This window comes from Bradyrhizobium sp. 132 (genome assembly GCF_023074185.1).
Classification (GTDB): Bacteria; Pseudomonadota; Alphaproteobacteria; order Rhizobiales; family Xanthobacteraceae; genus Bradyrhizobium.
Window position 1 is genome coordinate 157,250 of sequence record NZ_JADPKY010000170.1, and the last position, 19,540, is coordinate 176,789.

The 19,540-nt window shown below is 64.5% G+C and carries 20 protein-coding genes and 1 pseudogene; 12 read left to right on the forward strand and 9 right to left on the reverse strand.

Annotated features, from left to right (window positions below; all coding sequences use genetic code 11):
- Window positions 1-22: 22 nt before the first annotated feature.
- The 7 genes from dnaJ to IVA74_RS37255 all read left to right on the forward strand — a co-directional run bounded on the left by dnaJ (window position 23) and on the right by IVA74_RS37255 (window position 5,431).
- Complete coding sequence (gene dnaJ / locus IVA74_RS37225; protein ID WP_247352647.1) at window positions 23-1,156, forward strand: molecular chaperone DnaJ; 1,134 nt, start codon at window positions 23-25, stop codon at window positions 1,154-1,156.
- Window positions 1,157-1,244: 88 nt separating this feature from the next.
- A complete protein-coding gene (locus IVA74_RS37230; protein ID WP_007598495.1) occupies window positions 1,245-1,844 on the forward strand; it encodes an rRNA adenine N-6-methyltransferase family protein in 600 nt (199 codons plus the stop codon).
- A gap of 57 nt (window positions 1,845-1,901) precedes the next feature.
- Window positions 1,902-2,480: an NAD(P)H-dependent oxidoreductase gene (locus IVA74_RS37235; protein WP_247352649.1), complete on the forward strand. Its 579-nt coding sequence runs from the start codon at window positions 1,902-1,904 to the stop codon at window positions 2,478-2,480.
- A gap of 6 nt (window positions 2,481-2,486) precedes the next feature.
- Window positions 2,487-3,200, forward strand: coding sequence for an orotidine-5'-phosphate decarboxylase (gene pyrF / locus IVA74_RS37240; RefSeq protein WP_247352650.1), 714 nt, complete (start codon window positions 2,487-2,489; stop codon window positions 3,198-3,200).
- A 72-nt stretch (window positions 3,201-3,272) separates the two neighbouring features.
- The gene (locus IVA74_RS37245; RefSeq protein ID WP_247352652.1) at window positions 3,273-3,584 is read left to right on the forward strand and encodes a DUF1330 domain-containing protein; all 312 of its coding nucleotides are present in this window, start codon (window positions 3,273-3,275) and stop codon (window positions 3,582-3,584) included.
- A 320-nt stretch (window positions 3,585-3,904) separates the two neighbouring features.
- Window positions 3,905-4,720, forward strand: coding sequence for a 4-hydroxy-tetrahydrodipicolinate reductase (dapB, locus tag IVA74_RS37250; protein ID WP_247352655.1), 816 nt, complete (start codon window positions 3,905-3,907; stop codon window positions 4,718-4,720).
- Between the two features lie 87 nt (window positions 4,721-4,807).
- Complete coding sequence (locus IVA74_RS37255) at window positions 4,808-5,431, forward strand: 2,3-bisphosphoglycerate-dependent phosphoglycerate mutase (RefSeq protein ID WP_247352657.1); 624 nt, start codon at window positions 4,808-4,810, stop codon at window positions 5,429-5,431.
- Between the two features lie 192 nt (window positions 5,432-5,623).
- Here the strand turns inward: IVA74_RS37255 and IVA74_RS37260 are convergent, their stop codons facing one another.
- Together IVA74_RS37260 and IVA74_RS37265 are read right to left on the reverse strand one after the other, a co-directional pair.
- Window positions 5,624-6,520 carry a bifunctional helix-turn-helix domain-containing protein/methylated-DNA--[protein]-cysteine S-methyltransferase gene (locus tag IVA74_RS37260; RefSeq protein ID WP_247352659.1) on the reverse strand — a complete coding sequence of 299 codons (897 nt, stop codon included), beginning with the start codon at window positions 6,518-6,520 and terminating at the stop codon, window positions 5,624-5,626.
- Window positions 6,521-6,576: 56 nt separating this feature from the next.
- Window positions 6,577-7,110, reverse strand: a complete 534-nt coding sequence (locus IVA74_RS37265; protein WP_247352661.1) for a DUF2244 domain-containing protein — start codon at window positions 7,108-7,110, stop codon at window positions 6,577-6,579.
- A gap of 22 nt (window positions 7,111-7,132) precedes the next feature.
- Here IVA74_RS37265 and nth point away from each other — a divergent pair, with 22 nt between their 5' ends.
- Together nth and IVA74_RS37275 are read left to right on the forward strand one after the other, a co-directional pair.
- The gene (gene nth, locus IVA74_RS37270; RefSeq protein WP_247352662.1) at window positions 7,133-7,885 is read left to right on the forward strand and encodes an endonuclease III; all 753 of its coding nucleotides are present in this window, start codon (window positions 7,133-7,135) and stop codon (window positions 7,883-7,885) included.
- A 40-nt stretch (window positions 7,886-7,925) separates the two neighbouring features.
- Window positions 7,926-8,267: pseudogene (locus IVA74_RS37275) on the forward strand (biotin/lipoyl-binding protein); the annotation flags it as partial.
- 309 nt (window positions 8,268-8,576) lie between these two features.
- Here the strand turns inward: IVA74_RS37275 and IVA74_RS37280 are convergent.
- Both IVA74_RS37280 and IVA74_RS37285 read right to left on the reverse strand, forming a co-directional pair.
- Window positions 8,577-9,317 (reverse strand): sulfate transporter family protein, encoded by a 741-nt coding sequence (locus tag IVA74_RS37280; RefSeq protein ID WP_247352664.1) that lies wholly within the window; start codon window positions 9,315-9,317, stop codon window positions 8,577-8,579.
- A gap of 342 nt (window positions 9,318-9,659) precedes the next feature.
- Window positions 9,660-10,070 carry a hypothetical protein gene (locus tag IVA74_RS37285; RefSeq protein WP_247352666.1) on the reverse strand — a complete coding sequence of 137 codons (411 nt, stop codon included), beginning with the start codon at window positions 10,068-10,070 and terminating at the stop codon, window positions 9,660-9,662.
- A gap of 269 nt (window positions 10,071-10,339) precedes the next feature.
- Between IVA74_RS37285 and IVA74_RS37290 the strand changes: the two genes are divergently transcribed.
- A complete protein-coding gene (locus tag IVA74_RS37290; protein ID WP_247352668.1) occupies window positions 10,340-11,983 on the forward strand; it encodes a S53 family peptidase in 1,644 nt (547 codons plus the stop codon).
- Between the two features lie 101 nt (window positions 11,984-12,084).
- Here the strand turns inward: IVA74_RS37290 and IVA74_RS37295 are convergent, their stop codons facing one another.
- The 3 genes from IVA74_RS37295 to IVA74_RS37305 all read right to left on the reverse strand — a co-directional run bounded on the left by IVA74_RS37295 (window position 12,085) and on the right by IVA74_RS37305 (window position 15,724).
- Window positions 12,085-12,657: an MFS transporter gene (locus IVA74_RS37295; RefSeq protein ID WP_247352670.1), complete on the reverse strand. Its 573-nt coding sequence runs from the start codon at window positions 12,655-12,657 to the stop codon at window positions 12,085-12,087.
- A gap of 132 nt (window positions 12,658-12,789) precedes the next feature.
- Window positions 12,790-13,236, reverse strand: a complete 447-nt coding sequence (nikR, locus tag IVA74_RS37300) for a nickel-responsive transcriptional regulator NikR (RefSeq protein ID WP_247352672.1) — start codon at window positions 13,234-13,236, stop codon at window positions 12,790-12,792.
- A 52-nt stretch (window positions 13,237-13,288) separates the two neighbouring features.
- Window positions 13,289-15,724 carry a heavy metal translocating P-type ATPase gene (locus IVA74_RS37305; RefSeq protein WP_247352674.1) on the reverse strand — a complete coding sequence of 812 codons (2,436 nt, stop codon included), beginning with the start codon at window positions 15,722-15,724 and terminating at the stop codon, window positions 13,289-13,291.
- A gap of 50 nt (window positions 15,725-15,774) precedes the next feature.
- Here IVA74_RS37305 and IVA74_RS37310 point away from each other — a divergent pair, with 50 nt between their 5' ends.
- The gene (locus IVA74_RS37310; protein ID WP_007598521.1) at window positions 15,775-16,050 is read left to right on the forward strand and encodes a metal-sensitive transcriptional regulator; all 276 of its coding nucleotides are present in this window, start codon (window positions 15,775-15,777) and stop codon (window positions 16,048-16,050) included.
- A 141-nt stretch (window positions 16,051-16,191) separates the two neighbouring features.
- Here IVA74_RS37310 and IVA74_RS37315 read toward each other — a convergent pair whose 3' ends face one another.
- Window positions 16,192-17,166, reverse strand: a complete 975-nt coding sequence (locus tag IVA74_RS37315) for a YiiX/YebB-like N1pC/P60 family cysteine hydrolase (RefSeq protein WP_247352676.1) — start codon at window positions 17,164-17,166, stop codon at window positions 16,192-16,194.
- Window positions 17,167-17,358: 192 nt separating this feature from the next.
- Here IVA74_RS37315 and IVA74_RS37320 point away from each other — a divergent pair, with 192 nt between their 5' ends.
- Window positions 17,359-18,756, forward strand: a complete 1,398-nt coding sequence (locus tag IVA74_RS37320; protein WP_247352678.1) for an FAD-dependent oxidoreductase — start codon at window positions 17,359-17,361, stop codon at window positions 18,754-18,756.
- Here IVA74_RS37320 and IVA74_RS37325 read toward each other — a convergent pair.
- The gene (locus IVA74_RS37325; RefSeq protein ID WP_247352680.1) at window positions 18,753-19,523 is read right to left on the reverse strand and encodes a sulfite exporter TauE/SafE family protein; all 771 of its coding nucleotides are present in this window, start codon (window positions 19,521-19,523) and stop codon (window positions 18,753-18,755) included. The genes IVA74_RS37320 and IVA74_RS37325 overlap by 4 nt on opposite strands.
- Between the last annotated feature and the right edge of the window lie 17 nt (window positions 19,524-19,540).

Consider the following 19,540-nt stretch of genomic DNA (forward strand, 5'->3'; position numbering starts at 1 on the left):
GATTGGATAGACCGAGCTCATCATGTCCACGTCCACCAAGCGCTGCTACTACGAAACCCTCGAAGTCGAACGCGGTGCCGACGATTCCGTCCTGAAATCGTCGTTCCGCAAGCTGGCGATGAAGTTTCACCCCGACCGCAATCCCGGGGACAACACCAGCGAAGTCAAGTTCAAGGAAATCAACGAGGCCTACGAGGTCCTGAAAGATAAGGACAAGCGCGCAGCCTATGACCGTTACGGTCATGCCGCCTTCGAGCAGGGCGGCGGCGGCGCCGGTTTCGGTGCGGGATTCGCCTCCTCCTTCTCCGACATTTTCGAAGATTTGTTCGGCATGGCCGGACAGCGCGGCGGTGGCCGCGGCGGCCGCGAGCGCGGCGCCGACCTGCGCTACAACATGGAAATCACGCTCGAGGAAGCTTTTGGCGGCAAGACCGCGCAGATCGAGATCCCGGTCTCGGTCACCTGCGAGGCCTGTTCGGGCATCGGCGCCAAGGCCGGCACCAAGCCGAAGACCTGCTCGACCTGCGGCGGCGCCGGACGCGTACGGCAGTCGCAGGGCTTCTTCACGCTGGAGCGGACCTGTCCGGGGTGCCAGGGCCGCGGCCAGATGATCGAGGACGCCTGCCCGTCCTGCTCGGGTCAGGGGCGCGTCACCCACGAGCGGAATCTGTCGGTCAACATTCCTCCGGGCGTTGAGGACGGCACCAGGATCAGGCTCGCCGGCGAGGGCGAGGCCGGGGTCCGCGGCGGCCCGCCCGGCGACCTCTACATCTTCCTGTCGCTGTCCCAGCACCAGTTCTTCCAGCGGGACGGCGCCGATCTGCATTGTCGTGTGCCGATCTCGATGGTGACGGCCGCGCTTGGCGGCGAATTCGAGGTGCCGACCATCGAGAAAGGCAAGACCAAGGTGAAGGTCCCCGCCGGCACCCAGTCTAGCCGCCGATTCCGCATTGCATCAAAAGGCATGCCGGTGCTGCGCTCGCGCCAGATGGGCGACATGTATGTTCAGGTCGTGGTCGAGACTCCGCAAAATCTCACCAAGAAGCAGCAGGAATTGCTGGCCGAATTCGAAAAGCTTTCCTCCGGCAACACCCAGCCGGAATCCGAGGGCTTCTTCACCAAGGTCAAGGACTTCTTCGGTAATCGGGCGAATTGACCCGGCTTGACCGTACCGCCTTCGGCCTATACCTCTTTGTGACCATTTTCTGACACGCCGCGGTCACGCGGTCCCGTCCGGTCCCGACATGCCATTGCCATCGTCCGCGCGTGCGTTGAAGAAGCCCCGTCTCGATGACGAGGTGCGTTTTCTCCGGTCATGGATTGAAAAGCCCCTCCACATGGGCGCGGTGATGCCGTCGGGCAAGCTGCTGGCCCGGACCATGGCCCATTACGTCGACGTCAATTCGGACGCGCCGGTGGTCGAGCTCGGACCCGGCACGGGTGCCATCACCTCGGCCTTGGTCGAGCGCGGCGTCGATCAAAAGCGTCTCGTTCTGGTCGAATACAATCCCGGCTTCTGCGCCCTGCTGCGCGACCGCTATCCGCAGGCCAAGGTGGTGCAGGGCGATGCCTATCGCCTGCGTGACACGCTCTGGAACGTCTTGAGTGCGCCGGCCTCCGCGGTGGTGTCGGGCCTGCCGCTGGTCACAAAACCGATGCTGACGCGGCTGCGGCTTATCCGCGATGCCTTCACGGCGCTGGCGCCCGGTGCGCCCTTCGTGCAGTTCACCTATGCGGTGGTGCCGCCGATTCCGAAATCGCTGCCCGGCGTGTCCACAGAGGCTTCGGAGCGGATCTGGATGAACCTTCCGCCGGCCCGCGTCTGGGTGTATCGCAAGGACTAATTCCGCCGGCATTCCTCTTTGCGTGGCGGGCTCGTTTCGCCGAACGCATGGAAGCGGATGTCCGCACCCAAAATCCTGATCATTCCCGGCTCGCTGCGCACCGGCTCGCACAATGCGAAGCTGGCGGCGGTCGCCGCCTATGAATTCGTCCAGGCCGGTGTCGAGATCACGCGCATCTCGCTCGCCGATTTTCCGTTGCCGATCTATGATGGCGATCTTCAGGCCAAGTCCGGTTTGCCCAGGCACGCGATCAATCTCAAGCGCATGATCGGCGCGCATCATGGCGTGCTGATCGTCTCGCCCGAATACAATGCCTCGGTGCCGCCGCTGCTGAAGAATGCGATCGACTGGGTCAGTCGCGTGCATGAATTGCACGAGGCGCGCGGCGACGTGTTCCGCAATCGCGCCTTCGCGCTCGCCGGTGCCTCGCAGAGCCGGCTCGGTGCCGCGCGCGCGCTGCAGGCGTTGCGGCTGATCCTGACCTCCTGCCACGCCAATGTGATCGCCAACCAGCTCACGCTCGCCTTTGCCGATCAGGCCTATGACGATATGGACAGGCTGAAGCACGAGGGCGATATCGCCGCGTTGAAGGAGCTGGTGCGGCAGTTGATCGATTTTTCCCAACGCATGATGTGAGATGACATGACGCCAGCCGAGATCGCCCCGAAAGACCGCCTGATCGTCGCGCTTGATCTGCCCAGCGTTGAGGCCGCGGAAGCGATGGTCAACCGGCTCGGCGACAGCGTCACCTTCTACAAGATCGGTTATCGGCTCGCTTATGCCGGCGGCTTGCCGCTGGTCGGCAAGCTCGCCGACAAGGGCAAGAAGGTCTTTCTCGATCTCAAGCTGCACGACATCGGCAACACCGTGACGCAGGGCGTCGAAAGCATCACCAGGCTGGGGGCGACCTTCCTCACCGTGCACGCCTATCCGCAGACGATGAAGGGCGCCGTCGAAGGCCGCGGCAGCTCCGACCTGAAGATCCTCGCCGTCACGGTGCTGACCTCCTACAACGAGGACGATCTGCATGCGGCAGGCTTCCGGCTCGGCGTCTCCGAGTTGGTCGAAGCGCGTGCGCATCAGGCGCAGGTGCTCGGCGTCGACGGGCTGGTGTCGTCGCCCGAGGAAGTTGGTAGCCTGCGCAAGATCGTCGGCCACCAGATGAGGCTCGTCACCCCCGGCATCCGTCCGGCGGGCGCGGCGACCGGCGACCAGAAGCGCATCATGACGCCGGGACGCGCGATTGCGGCCGGTGCGGACTATCTCGTCGTCGGACGGCCGGTGCTGGAAGCCACCGATCCCAAGGCGGTCGCAGAAACCATCCAGGCCGAGATCGCGCAGGCGCTCGGAGCATGATCCGGAAAAGTGTGTAGCGGTTTTCCGATCAGATCATGCTCAAATAGAGACCATCAACAATGGAGAAGAACAATGGCAAAGGGCTACTGGATCGGACGCGTCGATGTGAGCAATGACGAGGGCTACAAGCCCTACGCCGTCGCCAACGGTCCGATCTTCAAGAAATGGGGCGGCCGCTTCGCCGTCCGCGGCGGCAAGTTCACCACCGTCGAAGGCGCCAGCCGCACCCGCAACGTCGTGATTGAATTCCCGGACTACGAGACCGCGATCGCCTGTTACAACTCGCCGGAATACCAGGCCAACATCAAGGTGCGCCAGCCGCACTCCATAGCCGACCTCATCATCATCGAGGGCCATGACGGCCCGCAGCCGTCAGACGGTTGAGCGCGATCCCGTCTCGCCCTCCCTTCAGGGAAGGGCTATCGCATATGGCGTCCTGGCGCGGTCTGCGTGCGCGCTTCGTCCTTCGAGACGACCGCTTTGCGGTCTCCTCAGGATGAGGCTAAGCAGCACCGGCCCCCGTGGAATTTGTTGCCACGTATTCCGACCTCATCCTGAGGGCCCGCCGTAGGCGGGCGTCTCGAAGGATGGCCGCAAGCAACTTGCCCTCCATGGGAAGGTAGGGGCGCGCCTGCGCCCGTGATCTCCCCCTTGGTTGCCGGAACTGCATCCCGCCGCTACAACGGCCGTGAGAGGATCACACCATGTCCGACATGCGCTTGATTGTTGCTGGAGCCGGCGGCCGGATGGGCCGGGCGCTGACGCGGGCGATTGCAGAAAGCAAAGGCGCGGTGCTGGCCGGAGCGCTGGAGGCGCCGGGCTCGGAGCTGCTCGGCAAGGATGCCGGCGTGCTCGCAGGCCTGCCCGCCAACGGCATCAAACTCTCCGGCGACCTCTGGGCGTTGTCGAAGGATGCCGACGGCATTCTGGATTTCACCGTGCCCGCGGCGACCCTCGCCAATGTCGCAATCGCCGCCGAGCGCGGCCTCGTCCACGTCGTCGGCACGACGGGTCTTTCCGGCTCCGACAACGCCGTGATCCAGAGCGTCACCAACCGCGCCGTCGTGGTGCAGTCCGGCAATATGAGCCTGGGCGTCAATCTGCTCGCCGCCGTGGTCAAGCGCGTCGCCAAGGCGCTCGACGAGAACTTCGATATCGAGATCGTCGAAACCCACCACCGCATGAAGATCGATGCGCCCTCGGGCACGGCGCTGATGCTGGGCCAGGCCGCTGCAGCCGGCCGCGGCGTCGCGCTCGACGAGCATGCAGACCGGGGCCGCGACGGCATCACCGGTGCGCGCCGGCCCGGCGACATCGGTTTTGCGTCGTTGCGCGGCGGCACCGCAGCCGGCGATCACAGCGTGAGCTTCCTCGGCCCGTTCGAACGTCTGACGCTGTCGCATCACGCCGAGGATCGCATGCTGTTCGCCCACGGCGCGCTGAAGGCGGCGCTCTGGGCACACGGCAAGAAGCCGGGGCACTACTCCATGGCCGACGTGCTCGGCCTGTCTGACATCTGAACGAACGAGAGCATGATCCGGAAAAGTGCGGAGCGGTTTTTCCGATAAGATCATGCTCAAAACAATAACCGGAACGGAAAGCAGTCAATGAGCGAACGTCTTCTCGTGCTGGTGCGGCACGGCCAGAGCGAATGGAATCTGAAGAACCTGTTCACGGGCTGGAAGGATCCCGATCTCACCGAGCTCGGCGTGAAGGAGGCAACCGAAGCCGGCCGCAAGCTGAAGGCGCAGGGCCTCGTGTTCGATGTCGCTTACACCTCGGTGTTGACGCGCGCACAGCACACGCTCGATCTCATTCTCGGCGAGCTCGACCAGAAGGGCCTGCCGACGGCGAAGGACCTCGCGCTGAACGAGCGCGACTATGGCGATCTCTCCGGCCTCAACAAGGACGACGCGCGCAAGAAGTGGGGCGAGGACCAGGTGCTGATCTGGCGCCGCTCCTACGACGTGCCGCCGCCCGGCGGCGAAAGCCTGAAGGACACCCTCGCGCGTGCGCTGCCTTACTACGTGCAGGAGATTCTGCCCGGTGTGCTCAACGGCAAGCGCACTTTGGTTGCCGCTCACGGCAATTCGCTGCGCGCGCTCATCATGGTGCTGGAAAAGCTCTCGCCCGAAGGCATTTTGAAGCGCGAGCTCGCGACGGGTGTGCCGATCATCTATCGGCTCAATGCAGATTCGACCGTGGCGTCCAAGCTGGATCTGGCGGGGTGAGCCAGATTGCGTGAGGTGGGACGAGGTCGGCACCGCACAATCGGTGTCGTCCTGGCGAAAGCCAGGACCCATAGCCACCGGCCGTCATAGTTGCAAAGATTCGTGGTTAGCATTTCGCGCTACAACACCTCCCTGGGGTAATGGGTCCTGGCTTTCGTCAGGACGACGATGTGGAGGCAGTTTGCAAATGATCTACTGCATCCCCAACTGCCCGGCCTCCCAGCCCAGCATCGCCTGCTTGCGGGTGATGCCCCAATGGTAGCCGGTGAGCGTGCCGCTCTTGCCGAGCGCGCGGTGGCAGGGCACGACGAAGGAGACGGGGTTCTTGCCGACCGCAGCACCAACGGCGCGTGAGGCCTTGGGGCTGTTGATGTTGCAGGCGATGTCCGAATAAGACACCGCGCGGCCCATCGGGATTTTCAGCAGCGTCTCCCACACCCTTACCTCGAAATCGGTGCCGATCATCACCACGCGCAGCGGCTGGTCCGGCCGCCACAGTTTTGTGTCGAAGATGCGCTGCGCCAGCGGCGCGGTGCCTTCGTGATCCTCGACATAGGTCGCGTTCCGCCAGCGCCGGGTCATATCGGCGAGCGCGACCTTCTCTTCGCCGTGATCGGCGAAGGCGAGGCCGGAGAGGCCGCGGTCGGTCGCGATCACGATCGCGGTGCCGAACGGCGAGTGATGGAAACCGTAGCGCAAGATGAGCCCCGCGCCGCCGTTCTTCCATTCGCCCGGCGACATCGCCTCATGGGTGACGAAGAGATCGTGCAGCCGGCCCGGACCCGACAGCCCCGAATCGAGCGCCGCGTCGAGGATGCTCGCGGAATCGCGCAGCAGGCCCTTGGCATGATCGAGGGTGAGCGCCTGCATAAAAGCCTTCGGCGTGATCGAGGCCCAGCGGCGGAACAAATGGTGCAGCTCGTCCGGCGTGACGCCGGCCGCATCCGCCATCGCCTCGATGGTCGGCTGTGCGCGCCAATTTTCGGAGATGAAGGCGATCGCCCGGCGCACGGAATCATAGTCGCGCATCGCGGCGTTCTGGGAGCCCGGCCCGGCCAGGCGTTGGTCATGTATCGCGAGTGTCATCATGACCACAAATGTAGGAGCGCGCGGGCTGCGAAACCACCCGATTTCCGATCCGCAAATCAGGTGACCGGATTGTAGGTCGGGCCGCGCTTGGCGGCATTTAATGCCTCAACCAAGCCTTTGTAAAAGCTTGCCTTCTCGTCCGGCCCCAGGAATCGGGCGATCTGGATCTGGTGGCCTCGCGAGATCAGATAGAGATGCTCGATGCCAAAATCCTCGTCGATTTCCATGTCGAGCCGGACCCAGAGCGGATTGAACGTCCACTCGAGGACCTGGCCGCGTTGGCTGACGCGCCGCACGCGCAATTCAGATGGCGTGACCACGATCTCCTCGCTGGCCCGCGCCGCGCGGAAATTGGCCTTGAAGGCCCACCAGATCACCAGCACGTCCAGGCCGAAGAAGCCAAACACCGGCCACGCGCCCATCATCAGGAAGGCGAGGCCGGTGACGAAGCTGACAGCGCTCAGAAACAGCATCACGGCAAGGAAGCCGGTGCGGTTCAGCGAGCGGTGTGGCGTCAGCCGCGCGGAAAAGATCTGAGGCTCGGCCTCGCTTTCAGATCGTTCGCGCTCAATTTCGTTGCCTGTGCTCATCGTCCCTCAGTATATCCCGATCATGGCGAAAATCACCCGCAAGCCGGCCCCGCGCAAAGCGCCCGTGCCGAAGAAAAAGGCGAAAGCGGTCGTCGCGAAGCCAAAGGCCCCCGCAAAAAAGTCGCTCAAGGCGACAAAACCCTGGACGCCGGCTGAGGTCCACGAGGTTTTCAGCCGTTTCCGCAAAGCCAACCCGGAGCCGAAAGGCGAGCTCGAGCACGTCAATCCGTTCACGCTGCTGGTCGCAGTGGTGCTGTCGGCGCAGGCAACCGATGCCGGCGTCAACAAGGCAACGCGTGCATTGTTCGAGATCGCCGACACGCCGCAGAAGATGCTCGATCTCGGCGAAGAACGCCTGCGCGAGTACATCAAGACCGTCGGTCTCTACCGCACCAAGGCCAGGAACGTCATCGCGCTGTCGGCAAAGGTGCTCAGCGAGTTCGGCGGCGAGGTGCCGTGCACGCGGGCCGAGATCGAGTCGCTGCCGGGAGCCGGGCGGAAAACTGCCAACGTCGTGCTCAACATGGCCTTCGGCGAGCACACCATGGCGGTCGATACGCATGTCTTCCGCGTCGGTAATCGGACGGAACTTGCGCCCGGCAAGACGCCGCTGGAGGTTGAGCTTGGTCTCGAAAAGGTGATCCCGGCCGAATTCATGCTCCACGCCCATCATTGGCTGATCCTGCACGGCCGCTATACTTGCCTCGCGCGCAAGCCGCGCTGCGAGGTGTGCCTGATCAACGATCTCTGCCGATGGCCGGAAAAGACGGTCTGAGCGAGAATTACGCGGTCATTAAGCGGTTTGGGGTGAAGTCGTGAGTCAGCAAGACCAGATCGCACCGCCATCGCCTGCCGCCGCGGCACCGACCCCACCACCCAAGCCCACGCAGCCACCGGCGAGCTCGCTGTGGAGCCGGCTCGCGATCCCGCTGTTCGCGGTGATCGTCGCACTCGGCTTCGTCGCGCTGGCAACGCAGCGCTTCGACGAATGGGTCGGCAACGCAGTGGTCCAGACCACCAACGACGCCTATGTGCGCGCCGAGCTGACGCGGCTTGCGAGCCGCGTCTCCGGCGAAGTGCTGACGGTCGGGGTCACCGACTTCCAGCGCGTCAAGGCCGGCGATCTCCTGATCCAGATCGATCCCGCCGACTATGAACTTTGGTGAAATTACCGGTTGCGTTGTCCGGCGGCAGCAGCGCGACCCGCGCGCCGGTCGCGGGCGCAATGCGCTCGAAGGTGGCGCGGCTCGGATCGGAATTGGACAGCAGCGTGATGATCAGCGGCAGCGTTTGCCGCCTATACCCAGCTCATGCGGCTTGGCGGTGCCGAGATCGGCGTGGCGCTGATGGGGACGTGGCTGCGCGTCCGTGAGCAAATCCATTCCTTCTCTCCTCTGGGGGATTGTCCCATTGCGGAGACACCCTCTCCCCGACCCTCTCCCGCAAGCGGGAGAGGGAGCGTCTCGTCACCGCATCTGCCGCGCCGGCTCGATCAGCTCGGGCCGCGGGCCTGACAGCCGCTTGTGCATGTGGACCATGAAGGCCATGCCGAAGATCGGCGTCGCCAGATTGACGATCGGGATCGAGACGAAGACCGCGATGAACAGGCCTGCGGTGAAGATGGTGGCGGCGTTGTCGCGCCGCATCGCCTTGGCTTCCTCCGGCGAGCGGAAGCGCATCGCAGCGAGCTCGAAATATTCGCGGCCGAGCAGCCAGGCGGCGGCGAGGAAGAAGACCAGGAAACCGGCGCCGGCGAAAAGCACCAGCGGCAACGCGATCAGATAGACAAGGATCGTCAGCAGTGCGGTCTTGACGCCCTCGTAGATCGCCTGGCTGAACGGCAGCGCCGAACCCGGTCGCTCGGCCGGATAGTGGTCCCGCTCGACGATGTCGGCGACGTCGTCGACGAACAGGCTCGCCACCAGCGAGGTGATCGCGGGCATCAGGAATAGGCCGCCGAACACAACGCCGAGGCCGGCAGCGATCGAGACGATCCAGGACAGTACCTCGAGCGATGAGTGCCAGCCCGGACCGAGCAGGCCTTCCAGCCAGACCTCGCCATAGGTCGCAAACCAGCTCAGCAGCCGCTGCAAGCCGATCGCGAGCACGATGATCAGCACCAGCGCGACGCCGATCGACCGCCACAGGATCGAGCGCATCGCCGGCGACATCATTTGCGACAGCGCCTTTACGGCGGCATCCAGCATGGGAGTACCTCTCGCGAAACCACCCGCGAGAGGTAGACACAGGAGGCTCCTTCGGCAAGGGAGGCCGACTGACTCTGGCCGCGTCATAGGAACCCTCGCCCCTCATCCTGAGGAGCTTGCGTAGCAAGCGTCTCGAAGGATAGAGGCCCGAAGCTAGCGGCGGGGCCTTCATGGTTCGAGACGCGCTTCGCGCTCCTCACCATGAGGGGCTTCTACGACGTAATCCGACTGCAGCGGCTCAAGGCTCCGCCGCGATACTGGCCCAGCAGGTGATCGCGCTACAGACCGTGCTCCATCGACCAAAACCCTTGTAGATCTGGGCGGCGACCTGCTCCTGCTGCTTCAAGGTGCCTTCGGCCTTGATCTGCGGGTCGGAGACGTTGCGGATCCCCTGGAGATGGAAGTGGTCGTCCGAGGTGTCGAAGCCGAAGAAGTCGTCACGGCGGACCTGCTGGAAAAGTGCTCCTGCGCGAAGGGCTGCTTCTTGAACTTCGACAGGCAGTCGAAACGCACGATCGGTGAGACGACGACGTCGCCGACCTCGAATTCCTTGCCGATGCCGCCGGCCGTGCCTGTCGTGATGACGAGCGTCGGCTGCACTTCGGTGATGATCTGGCGCCAGACGTCGATGTTCGCTGTCTTCTTCACCGCGGCATCCGCCACGCGTTTGATCGTGAAGGTCTCGCGCGGCGGCGGCGTCGTGATCGGATCGAAACCAAGATTTCGCTCAACCCATTTACGGTCAGCCAGCATCGCATTGTCTCCGCCAATTGATTTTTGACAAACGTCTTCTGTTGCGGGCCCGGTGGCCCGGTTCCTGCAATCTTAAATCGTAATCCTTAGCGTCGAAGGGTCGTGACCACTGACCGATTCAGCGTCGATGGGAGGCTGTCGAGGTTCTGCCCTGCCAGACAAGAGGTCTTTTGAAAAAATATTGCTCAATACCTGAACCAATCCGACCTTGAGATTACACCTATAGTTGAGGTGCGACAATCCGCCTTCCAATCACAACGGAGGAAGTCATGGCAAGCCTGACCAAGCGTGTCGCGTTGGAGAACAGCGCACGGAAGTTGCCGAAGGGCGCCAAGCACGTCGGTGCGGCCGATCCCAAGCAGGAAATCGAGGTCAGCGTCCGCCTGCGTGCCAAGCGCTCGGACGACGAGCAGGTGATGGCGTTGGGTGCGCAACCGCCGCGCGAGCGAAAATATCTCTCGCGTGCCGAGTTCGGCGCAGAGATGGGAGCCGACCCCGCCGATGTCGCCAAGATCGACGATTTCGCGCACCATCACGATCTCAACGTCAAGAGCGTGCATCTGGCGTCTCGTACGGTAAAGCTGACCGGCACGGTGAAGGCGATGAGCGCGGCCTTCGGCGTCAAACTCAACAAAGTGAAGCACGACGGCGCGACCTATCGCATGCGCAAGGGCAACGTGCAGATCCCGGCCGAGCTTGAGGGGATCGTGGTCGGCGTGCACGGGCTCGACAACCGGCCGGTGGCGCAGCCGCATTTCCGGCGCAAGTTGCCGAACAAGGGCGCGAGCGCGAGGGCGGCACAGGGCGGCAGTTTCTCGGTCGAGCAGATCGCCCGGCTCTACAATTTCCCCGGCGGCGAGACCGGCGCCGACCAGTGCATCGCCATCATCGAGCTCAACGACATCGATCAGAAGGGTCATCCCACGGGAGCCGGCTACAAGTCTTCCGACCTGCGCGCCTTCTTCAAGAAGGCGCGCATCCCGATGCCGAAGATCGCGCCCGTGAGCGTCGACGGCGGCGCCAACAAGCCCGGCCATTCCGAGGCCGACGGCGAGGTCGTGCTCGACATCGAGGTCGCCGGTGCGATCGCGCCGGGCGCCAAGATCGTGGTCTATTTCGCCCCCAACACCACCAACGGCTTCATCGATGCGGTGAAGGCCGCTGTTCATGACACTGCGCGAAAGCCCTCGGTGATCTCGATCAGCTGGGGCGGACCGGAAGACCAGGAGGGCTCGCAGCAATTCGTCGACGGCCTCAACGAGGCGATCCGCGATGCCGCGGCGATGGGCGTCACCGTCTGCGTCGCCTCCGGCGACAACGGCTCGGCCGACATGGGCCAGGATTGGGACGGCAAGCCGCACGCAGACTTCCCCGCCTCGAGTCCCTTCGCGCTCGCCTGCGGCGGCACCAATCTCAAGGCACCGAACGGCCACATCAACGAGGTGGTCTGGAATGGCGGGCCGCGGGGCGGCGCGGGCGGTGGCGGCGTCAGCGTCATGTTCGCGCAGCCGAAATACCAGGCCCACGCGCACGTGCCGAAATCGCCGGTGCATCGGAGCGGACGCGGCGTCCCTGACGTCGCCGGTGATGCCGACCCCGCGACCGGCTATCAGATCTTCCTCAACGGCGTCGGCACCACGATCGGCGGCACCAGCGCGGTGGCGCCGCTGATGGCCGGATTGATCGCCCGCATCAACGAGGCGACGATGAAGAAATTCGGCAAGACCGTCGGCTTTATCAACCCGCTGATTTACGCCTCGCACGCGCAAGGCGTGTTCCGCGACATCACGGCCGGCAACAACGACATCACCGGCGACCTGCACGGCATGTACAAGGCCGGCCCCGGCTGGGATCCATGTTGCGGTCTCGGCGTCCCCGATGGTGCGGCGTTGCAGAATTTGCTGGCGGTGTGATGATTTTCTCCTTCTCCCCGTTGTTGCGGGGAGAGGGTCTCTCTTCCGTCATTGCGAGCGTAGCGAAGCAATCCAGAATCGCTCCGCAGAGGCAGCCTGGATTACTTCGCTACGCTCGCAATGACGAACCACATCACATCGAGCGGCTTGCCGCGCACGTTCGGGCCGAACAGCGTCATGGCGACCACCACGATCAACATCGCCGCGGTGATCAGGCCGAACACGCCGGTGACGCCGGCTTCCTTCAGCATGTAGGCGACGATGAAGCCAGAGAGCGTCGTGCTCAGCCGGCTCATTGAATAGACGAGGCCGGAGGCACGCGCGCGGACCTGGGTCGGGAACACCTCGGTCTGATAGGCGTGGTAGGCGTAGGACATCGTCGTGTTGCAAGCTGTCAGCAGCACGCCGCAGATGATCAGCAGCGAAGGCTCGGTCAGCCGGGCGAACGCCATGCCGAAGATGATGATGGCGGCGCACGCCCCCGCGATGATCCATCGCCGTTCGAACCTGTCGGCGAAGCTCGAAGCCAGCAGCGCCGCGATCGGATAGGCGAAGGCGACGATGAAAGCATATTGCAGGCTCTTGGTGACATTGATGCCTTTCTCGACCAGCAGCGTCGGCACCCAATTGGCGAAGCCGTGGAAGCCGAAGGCCTGGCAGAGGTTGAACACCATGAAGAGTGTCCCGGACGCGGCGCGGCATGAAATGACGCGACGCAGAGCCGGGACGCTAGCGGTGAGATGGGCCCCGGCTCAGCATCGCATCACTCTGTGCTGCGCTGCGTCCGGGGCACGAGAGGATAGCTCCTACTCATGCCGGTGCCCGTGCTTGCGCGCCTTCGCCTGCTTGCCTTCACCCGTCGGGATCATCACCACGCGGCCGTAGCGGACGCCGCGTTCGGCGATGATGTGGTCGGCGAAATGTCTGACCTCGCCGGCATCGCCGCGAAGCGCCGTCATCTCCATGCAATTGTTGTCGTCGAGATGGACATGCAGCGTCGCCAGCGCGAGGTCGTGATGGCCGTGGAATTCCTGCACCAGGCGTTTTGAGAGATCGCGGGCGGCGTGGTCGTAGACATAGACGAGGCCTGCGACGCAGGGGCCGGTCTGTGCGGTGTTTTCGCTGCTTTGTTGCAGGCCGGCGCGGGCGAGATCGCGAATCATCTCGGACCGGTTCTGATAGCCGCGCGCTTCCGCCGCCGCGTCGATCTCCGCCAGCAGATCGTCCTCGATCGTGATCGTAATTCGCTGCATGAAAATGCCCCCTCGCGCCGCTCGATGCCGTTTTACACGGATTTGGCGAGGCTCACAGCTGCGTTGCCCTCAGCCGCAACGCATTTCCAACGACGCTCACCGAGGACAGCGCCATCGCGGCCGCGGCGATGATCGGCGACAGCAACACGCCGAACGCCGGATAGAGGATGCCGGCCGCGATCGGAATGCCCGCGGCGTTGTAGATGAACGCAAAGAACAGGTTTTGCCGGATGTTGCTCATGGTCGCCTGCGACAACTTTCGTGCACGGACGATGCCGGTGAGATCGCCCTTGAGCAGGGTGACGCCAGCGCTCTCCATGGCCACGTCAGTGCCGGTGCCCATGGCGATGCCGACTTCGGCGGCGGCCAACGCCGGCGCGTCGTTGACGCCGTCACCGGCCATCGCGACGCTGCGGCCGGCCTTTTGCAACTTTGTCACCACCGCGCTCTTCTGATCCGGCAGCACCTCGGCCTCGACCTCGGCAATGCCGAGCCGGCGTGCCACCGCTTCCGCCGTTGTGCGATTGTCGCCGGTCAGCATGATGACCTTGATGCCTTCGGCTGCCAATGCCGTCAGCGCCTCTGGGGTGGAAGCCTTGACCGGATCGGCGATCGCGAACAGGCCGGCAAGCCGCCCATCGACGGCCATGTTGATCACGGTTGCGCCGTCGCCGCGCAGCCGTTCGGCCTCGGTATCAAGCGCTTTGGTGTCGATGCCGATCGACGTCAGATATTTGGCATTGCCGAGCACGATGGTCTTGCCGTCGACCTCGCCGGTCGCGCCCTTGCCCGTCGGCGAATCGAATTGCTCGACCTGGCCCAGTGTGAGCTGCTTGTCCTTCGCCGCGCGCATGATCGCGTCGGCCAAGGGATGCTCGCTGGCGCGCTCGACGGTGGCCGCAAGGCGCAGGATGTCATCTTCCGCAAAACCGGCGGCCGCCACGATCGCGACCAGCTTCGGCTTGCCCTCGGTCAGCGTGCCGGTCTTGTCGATCACCAACGTGTCGATCTTCTCCATCCGCTCCAGCGCCTCGGCGTTCTTGATCAGCACGCCTGCCTGCGCACCGCGTCCGACGCCGACCATGATCGACATCGGGGTGGCGAGCCCGAGCGCGCAGGGGCAGGCGATGATCAGCACGCTGACGGCGGCAACGAGCCCGAAGGCAAGCCGCGGCTCCGGCCCGAACCAGGCCCAGGCAGCGAAGGCTGCGAGCGCGACGGCGATCACCGTCGGCACGAACCAGCCCGCGACCTGGTCGGCCAGCCGCTGGATCGGCGCGCGCGAGCGCTGCGCGTCGGCAACCATCTGCACGATCTGCGACAGCAGCGTCTCGCGCCCGACCTTGTCGGCGCGCATGATGAAGCTGCCCGACTGGTTCAGCGTACCGGCGATGACTTTTGCGCCGCTCTCCTTGGTGACCGGCATGGATTCGCCCGTCACGAGCGACTCGTCGAGCGAAGAGCGGCCCTCGAGGATGGTGCCGTCGACGGGTACCTTCTCGCCGGGACGAACGCGCAGACGATCGCCCGCATGGAGCGTATCGATCTCGACCTCGTGTTCGCTGCCATCAGGCTCGACGCGGCGCGCGGTCTTCGGGGCGAGCTGCAACAGCGCCTTGATCGCGCCTGACGTCGCGTCGCGGGCGCGCAGCTCCAGCACCTGGCCGAGCAGCACCAGCGCGGTGATCACAGCAGCCGCTTCGAAATAGACGGCGACCGCGCCGCCATGGCCGCGGAAGGTCGCGGGGAAGATCTGCGGCGCGATGGTGCCGATCAGGCTGTAGACATAGGCAACGCCCGTGCCCATCGCGATCAGCGTGAACATGTTGAGGTTGCGCGTTAGCAGCGACTGCCAGCCGCGCAGGAAGAACGGCCAGCCTGCCCACAGCACGACGGGCGTGGCGAAAACGAGCTGGATCCAGTTCGACAGCGTCGGATCGGTCCAGTTGTGGGGGCCCGCGAGATGGCCGCCCATCTCCAGCACCACCGCCGGCAGCGCCAGCACACCGCCGATCCAGAACCGCCGCGTCATGTCGGCGAGCTCGGGGTTGGGACCGCTGTCGAGGCTTGCGACCTCCGGCTCCAGCGCCATGCCGCAGATCGGGCAGCTTCCCGGTCCGACCTGACGTACGTCCGGATGCATCGGGCAGGTGTAGATCGTGCCCACGGGCATCTCGGGCTCGGGTGTCTTCTGCTCTTCGTTCCTCTTGGCAAGATATTTTGCGGGATCGGCGGCGAATTTGGTGCGGCAGCCGACCGAGCAGAAATGGAATGTCTCGCCGTGATGGTCGAAGCGGTATTTTGAGGTCGCGGGATCGACCGTCATGCCGCAGACGGGATCGTGGACTCTTGTCGCGGCGGCGCCGTGGTCGTGATCGCCGCAGCAGGAGGAAGCCGCGGGCTGGGCGGCCGGCGCCGCTTTGCTGGAACAGCTGCATCCGGAATGTGTTTCCGGCTTGTGATGGTGTTCGTGTCCGACGTCGTTCATTGCCATGCTCCGGCCTTGCAACTTATACCCTAGGGGGGTATATAGCCACCATGCGCAAAGACATCAAGGCATCCGTCGGAAAACGTCTCGGCCGGATCGAGGGTCAGGTTCGCGGCCTCTCGAAAATGGTCGAGGAGGACCGCTACTGCATCGACATCGTCACGCAGATCTCAGCGGTGCGAGCCGCGCTGCGCCGGGTCGAGGAAGAGGTTTTGAAGGACCACGTCGCCCATTGCGTCGAGCATGCGATCGCGAGCGGCGACAAGGCCGACCAGCGCGAGAAGATCGCGGAGCTGATGGCGGTGATCGGGCGGGCGGAGCGCTAGGTTTCCACCGTCATTGCGAGCGAAGCGAAGCAATCCAGAATCCCACCGCGGTGACAGTCTGGATTGCTTCGCTTCGCTCGCAATGACGGCGTTGAGGGAGGCGAGCACCACCCCAATCGCCGGGCACGACGGCGGACGTTTCTACGCCGCCATCTCCTGCGCCCGTCCGCGTGCGCGGTACCTTGCGAGCTCGTTCAGCAGCACAAAATGATCGGAGAAGGCGACGCTCATTTCCGCGACCGCCTCAGGCATCACTTGCTCAGCCGGAATTTGATCCGGCGCCTCTTTGTCAATCGCTTCAGGAACGAGCGGCGGCGCACTGAGCGTTTCTGGAAAGACACTGAAGGTGCCGGCTACCTCCTCGAGCGGCTTCTGCTTGTCGGCCCAGTGCAGGGCGGTGTAGTCGAAACCGTGCACGATGGTGGGTTTGACGACTTCGAAATAGGGCGAGATGTCGAAGTCGCGGGGCATGTAGAGCGAGGAATCGCGAATATGCAGGATCTCGCGGCGGGCAGCACGACTGCCGGCCTTGGTGATCTTGGGCAGGATCGGATAGCGCACGGCGTCGAAGGCCTGCGCGATCAGCGCCGAGCAGATGATCTTGGTGGGATCGCCCGAGCCGATCGAGATCATGCGGCGTCGCCAGCGCTGCGGGATCGGCAGCGGAAACAGAAAGCGCATCAGGTCGACGATATTCTTGGTGTCGTAGCCGAAGCCGATGCGGTTGATCGCATAGCGGCAGACCGTGGTGCGGTCCTCATAGGACAGCCCGACCGGGCGGCAGACCCGGGTGTGATAGGGGAAATATTTCGAAAGCGGCGCGGAGGTGACGCCCTCGCCGATATTGGCCTCGATCAGCACGTGGGGCTCGCCGTCGGGTTCCTCGGCGCCCTCGATCGGGCCGACATAGAGTGCGGCATGCGACCAGGTCGACTGCGTCAGATATTTGATGATGCCGGAAATGCGGTTGTTGCCCTCGACCAGCAGCACGTCGCCGGGCTCGATGACGCCGCGCAGATGCTCCGGGTCGCTCGGCGTGAACGGCTCATAGCCCGGCACCTCCTTCGAGAGGTACGCGGCAATAAGCTTGCCGGCTGAGTCTAGGACCGTCCCCATGTCGAACTCTCCCCACGGCCTTTTCCGGCCGCCTTTTTCTCTTCTCTATCATGGTCGAAACGTCTTGCAATTCGGTTCATAGCTCTGTGAGGTCTAGCACGATTGATTCACCATGATAGTTGCCGTGCAACATCGGATGCGGCAAGGTTCGCTAGCTGTTCCCGTTTGCCGCAAGTCTCCGGAAACCATGACATGACAATCACGCGCCGCAGCTTCCTATCGGCGTCGGCGGGCCTTGCCGCGATGCCGGTCCTGCGCGCAACCGCGGCGACCCTGCCGCGCGAGGCTGACATTGTCGTGATCGGCGCGGGCGCGGCCGGAATTGCCGCAGCGCGGCGCATCATGGCGGCCAATCGCAAGGTCGTGGTGGTGGAAGCTACAGGCAAGATCGGCGGGCGCTGCATCACCGACACGACGACTTTCGACACGCCGTTCGATCGCGGCGCGCGCTGGATGCACAATCCCGACACCAATCCGATGATCCGGCTTGCGCGCAGTGCCGGGCTCGACGTGCTGCCGGCGCCATCGGGCCAGAAGATGCGCATCGGCCGCCGCAACGCACGCGCCGGCGAGACCGAAGAATTCCTGGCGGCGCTGGTGCGCGCCAACCGCGCCATCGACGAGGCTGGGCGCGGCAAGCTCGATACGGCTTGCGCATCGGCGCTGCCGAAGGATCTCGGCGACTGGGCCGGCGCGGCCGAGTTCATGCTGGGCGCGAGCTTCGCCGGCAAGGACCTGAGGGAGCTTTCGGCGATCGACAAGGCGCGCGCGCAGGATCGCAACGCCGCGATCGCCTGCCGCCAGGGCCTGGGAACTCTGATCACCAGGCTCGGTGAGCAGGCGCCGGTCGCGCTGTCGACGCCGGCGAGCCGCATCGTCTGGAGCAATCGCGACGTCAGTGTGGAGACGCAGGCCGGCAGGATTGCCGCACGCGCCGCCATCATCACGGTCTCGACCAATGTGCTGACCTCGGGTGCGATCAAGTTTGGGCCTGACATTCCCAAGCGCACGCTCGACGCCGCCTCGAAGCTCACCCTCGGAAGCTACGATCATATCGTGCTGCAACTGCCGGGTAACCCGTTGGGCCTGTCGCGCGACGACATCCTGATCGAACAGAGCAACTCGACGCGCACGGCGCTGATGTTCGCCAATATCGGCGGCTCCTCGCTGTGCTCGATCGATGTCGGCGGCTCGTTCGGCCGCGATCTCTCCGAGCAGGGCGAGAAGGCGATGACGGCCTTCGCCAGGGAATGGATCACAAAACTGTTCGGCAGCGAAGTCGCGGCCGCCGTGCAGAAAGCCAGCGCGACGCACTGGAACGCCTCGCCTTTCGTGATGGGTGCGATGTCGGCGGCCTCGCCCGGCGGTCAGCTCTCGCGAAAGATTTTGGCCGAGCCGATCGGCAACCTGTTCCTCGCCGGCGAAGCCACGCACGAGTCCCTCTGGGGCACCGTCGACGGCGCCTGGGAAAGCGGCGAGCGCGCCGCGGACGCGGCACTACGCAAGATCGGTGCGCTGAAGGATGAGCCGAGCGATGTCCCGACGCAGTCGACGAAGAGGCGGCGTGCGCCGCGACGGCAGGGCAACTAGCGCAGTATGCCGTCTAACACGGGCAGCCCGGCGATCACCGCTATTGCGATCAGCCCGTAGCAAATCGCGCGGAACACTTTCTCGCTGGCACGGCCGAACAGCGAGGCGCCGAAGGCGACGCCGATCGCATAGACCGGGCCGACGATCAGCGAGAGCACGAGCGATTCGCGCGAGATCAGTCCCGTGGTCGCATAGCTGACCATCGAGAAAAAATCCGATGCGCCAAAAAACAGCAAGATGTTGGCGCGCGCGACGATCGATGCGACCGGGCGGCCGAGCCAATAGCCGACGATCGGCGGGCCGCCGGTCTGTGCGAGGCCGCTACAGAACCCGGAGAGGCTGCCGATGCCGACCGAGAGCCAGGCGTGGTCCTTGCCGCGATAGCGCCAGCCCGACAGCAGCAGAAGCAACAGCGCGGCGACGAAGCAGGAGATGATCCAGCGCGTCGTGACGGGCTCGAGCACGCTGAGGAAATAGGTGCCGACGGGTACGGCGACCAGCGCGCCGAGCACGATCACCGCGGTGGCCTTGCGATCCGCCTTGCGCCAGGCGTCAGGCAGCAGCGGCGCGGCCGCGACGAAATCGATCACGAGGAGCAGCGCGGCAACGAGCCGCGGCGCCGCGATGCTGCTCGCCAGCGGCATGAAGATCAGCGCCGAGCCGAAGCCGGAGAAGCCGCGCGCGGTGCCCGAAACGAAAGCGACGGCGCAGAGCGCCATCGCAATGGTGAGGCTGACGTCTTTTGGGAGAAAGTCAGTGAGACTCATGCTCTATTATTTCTCGA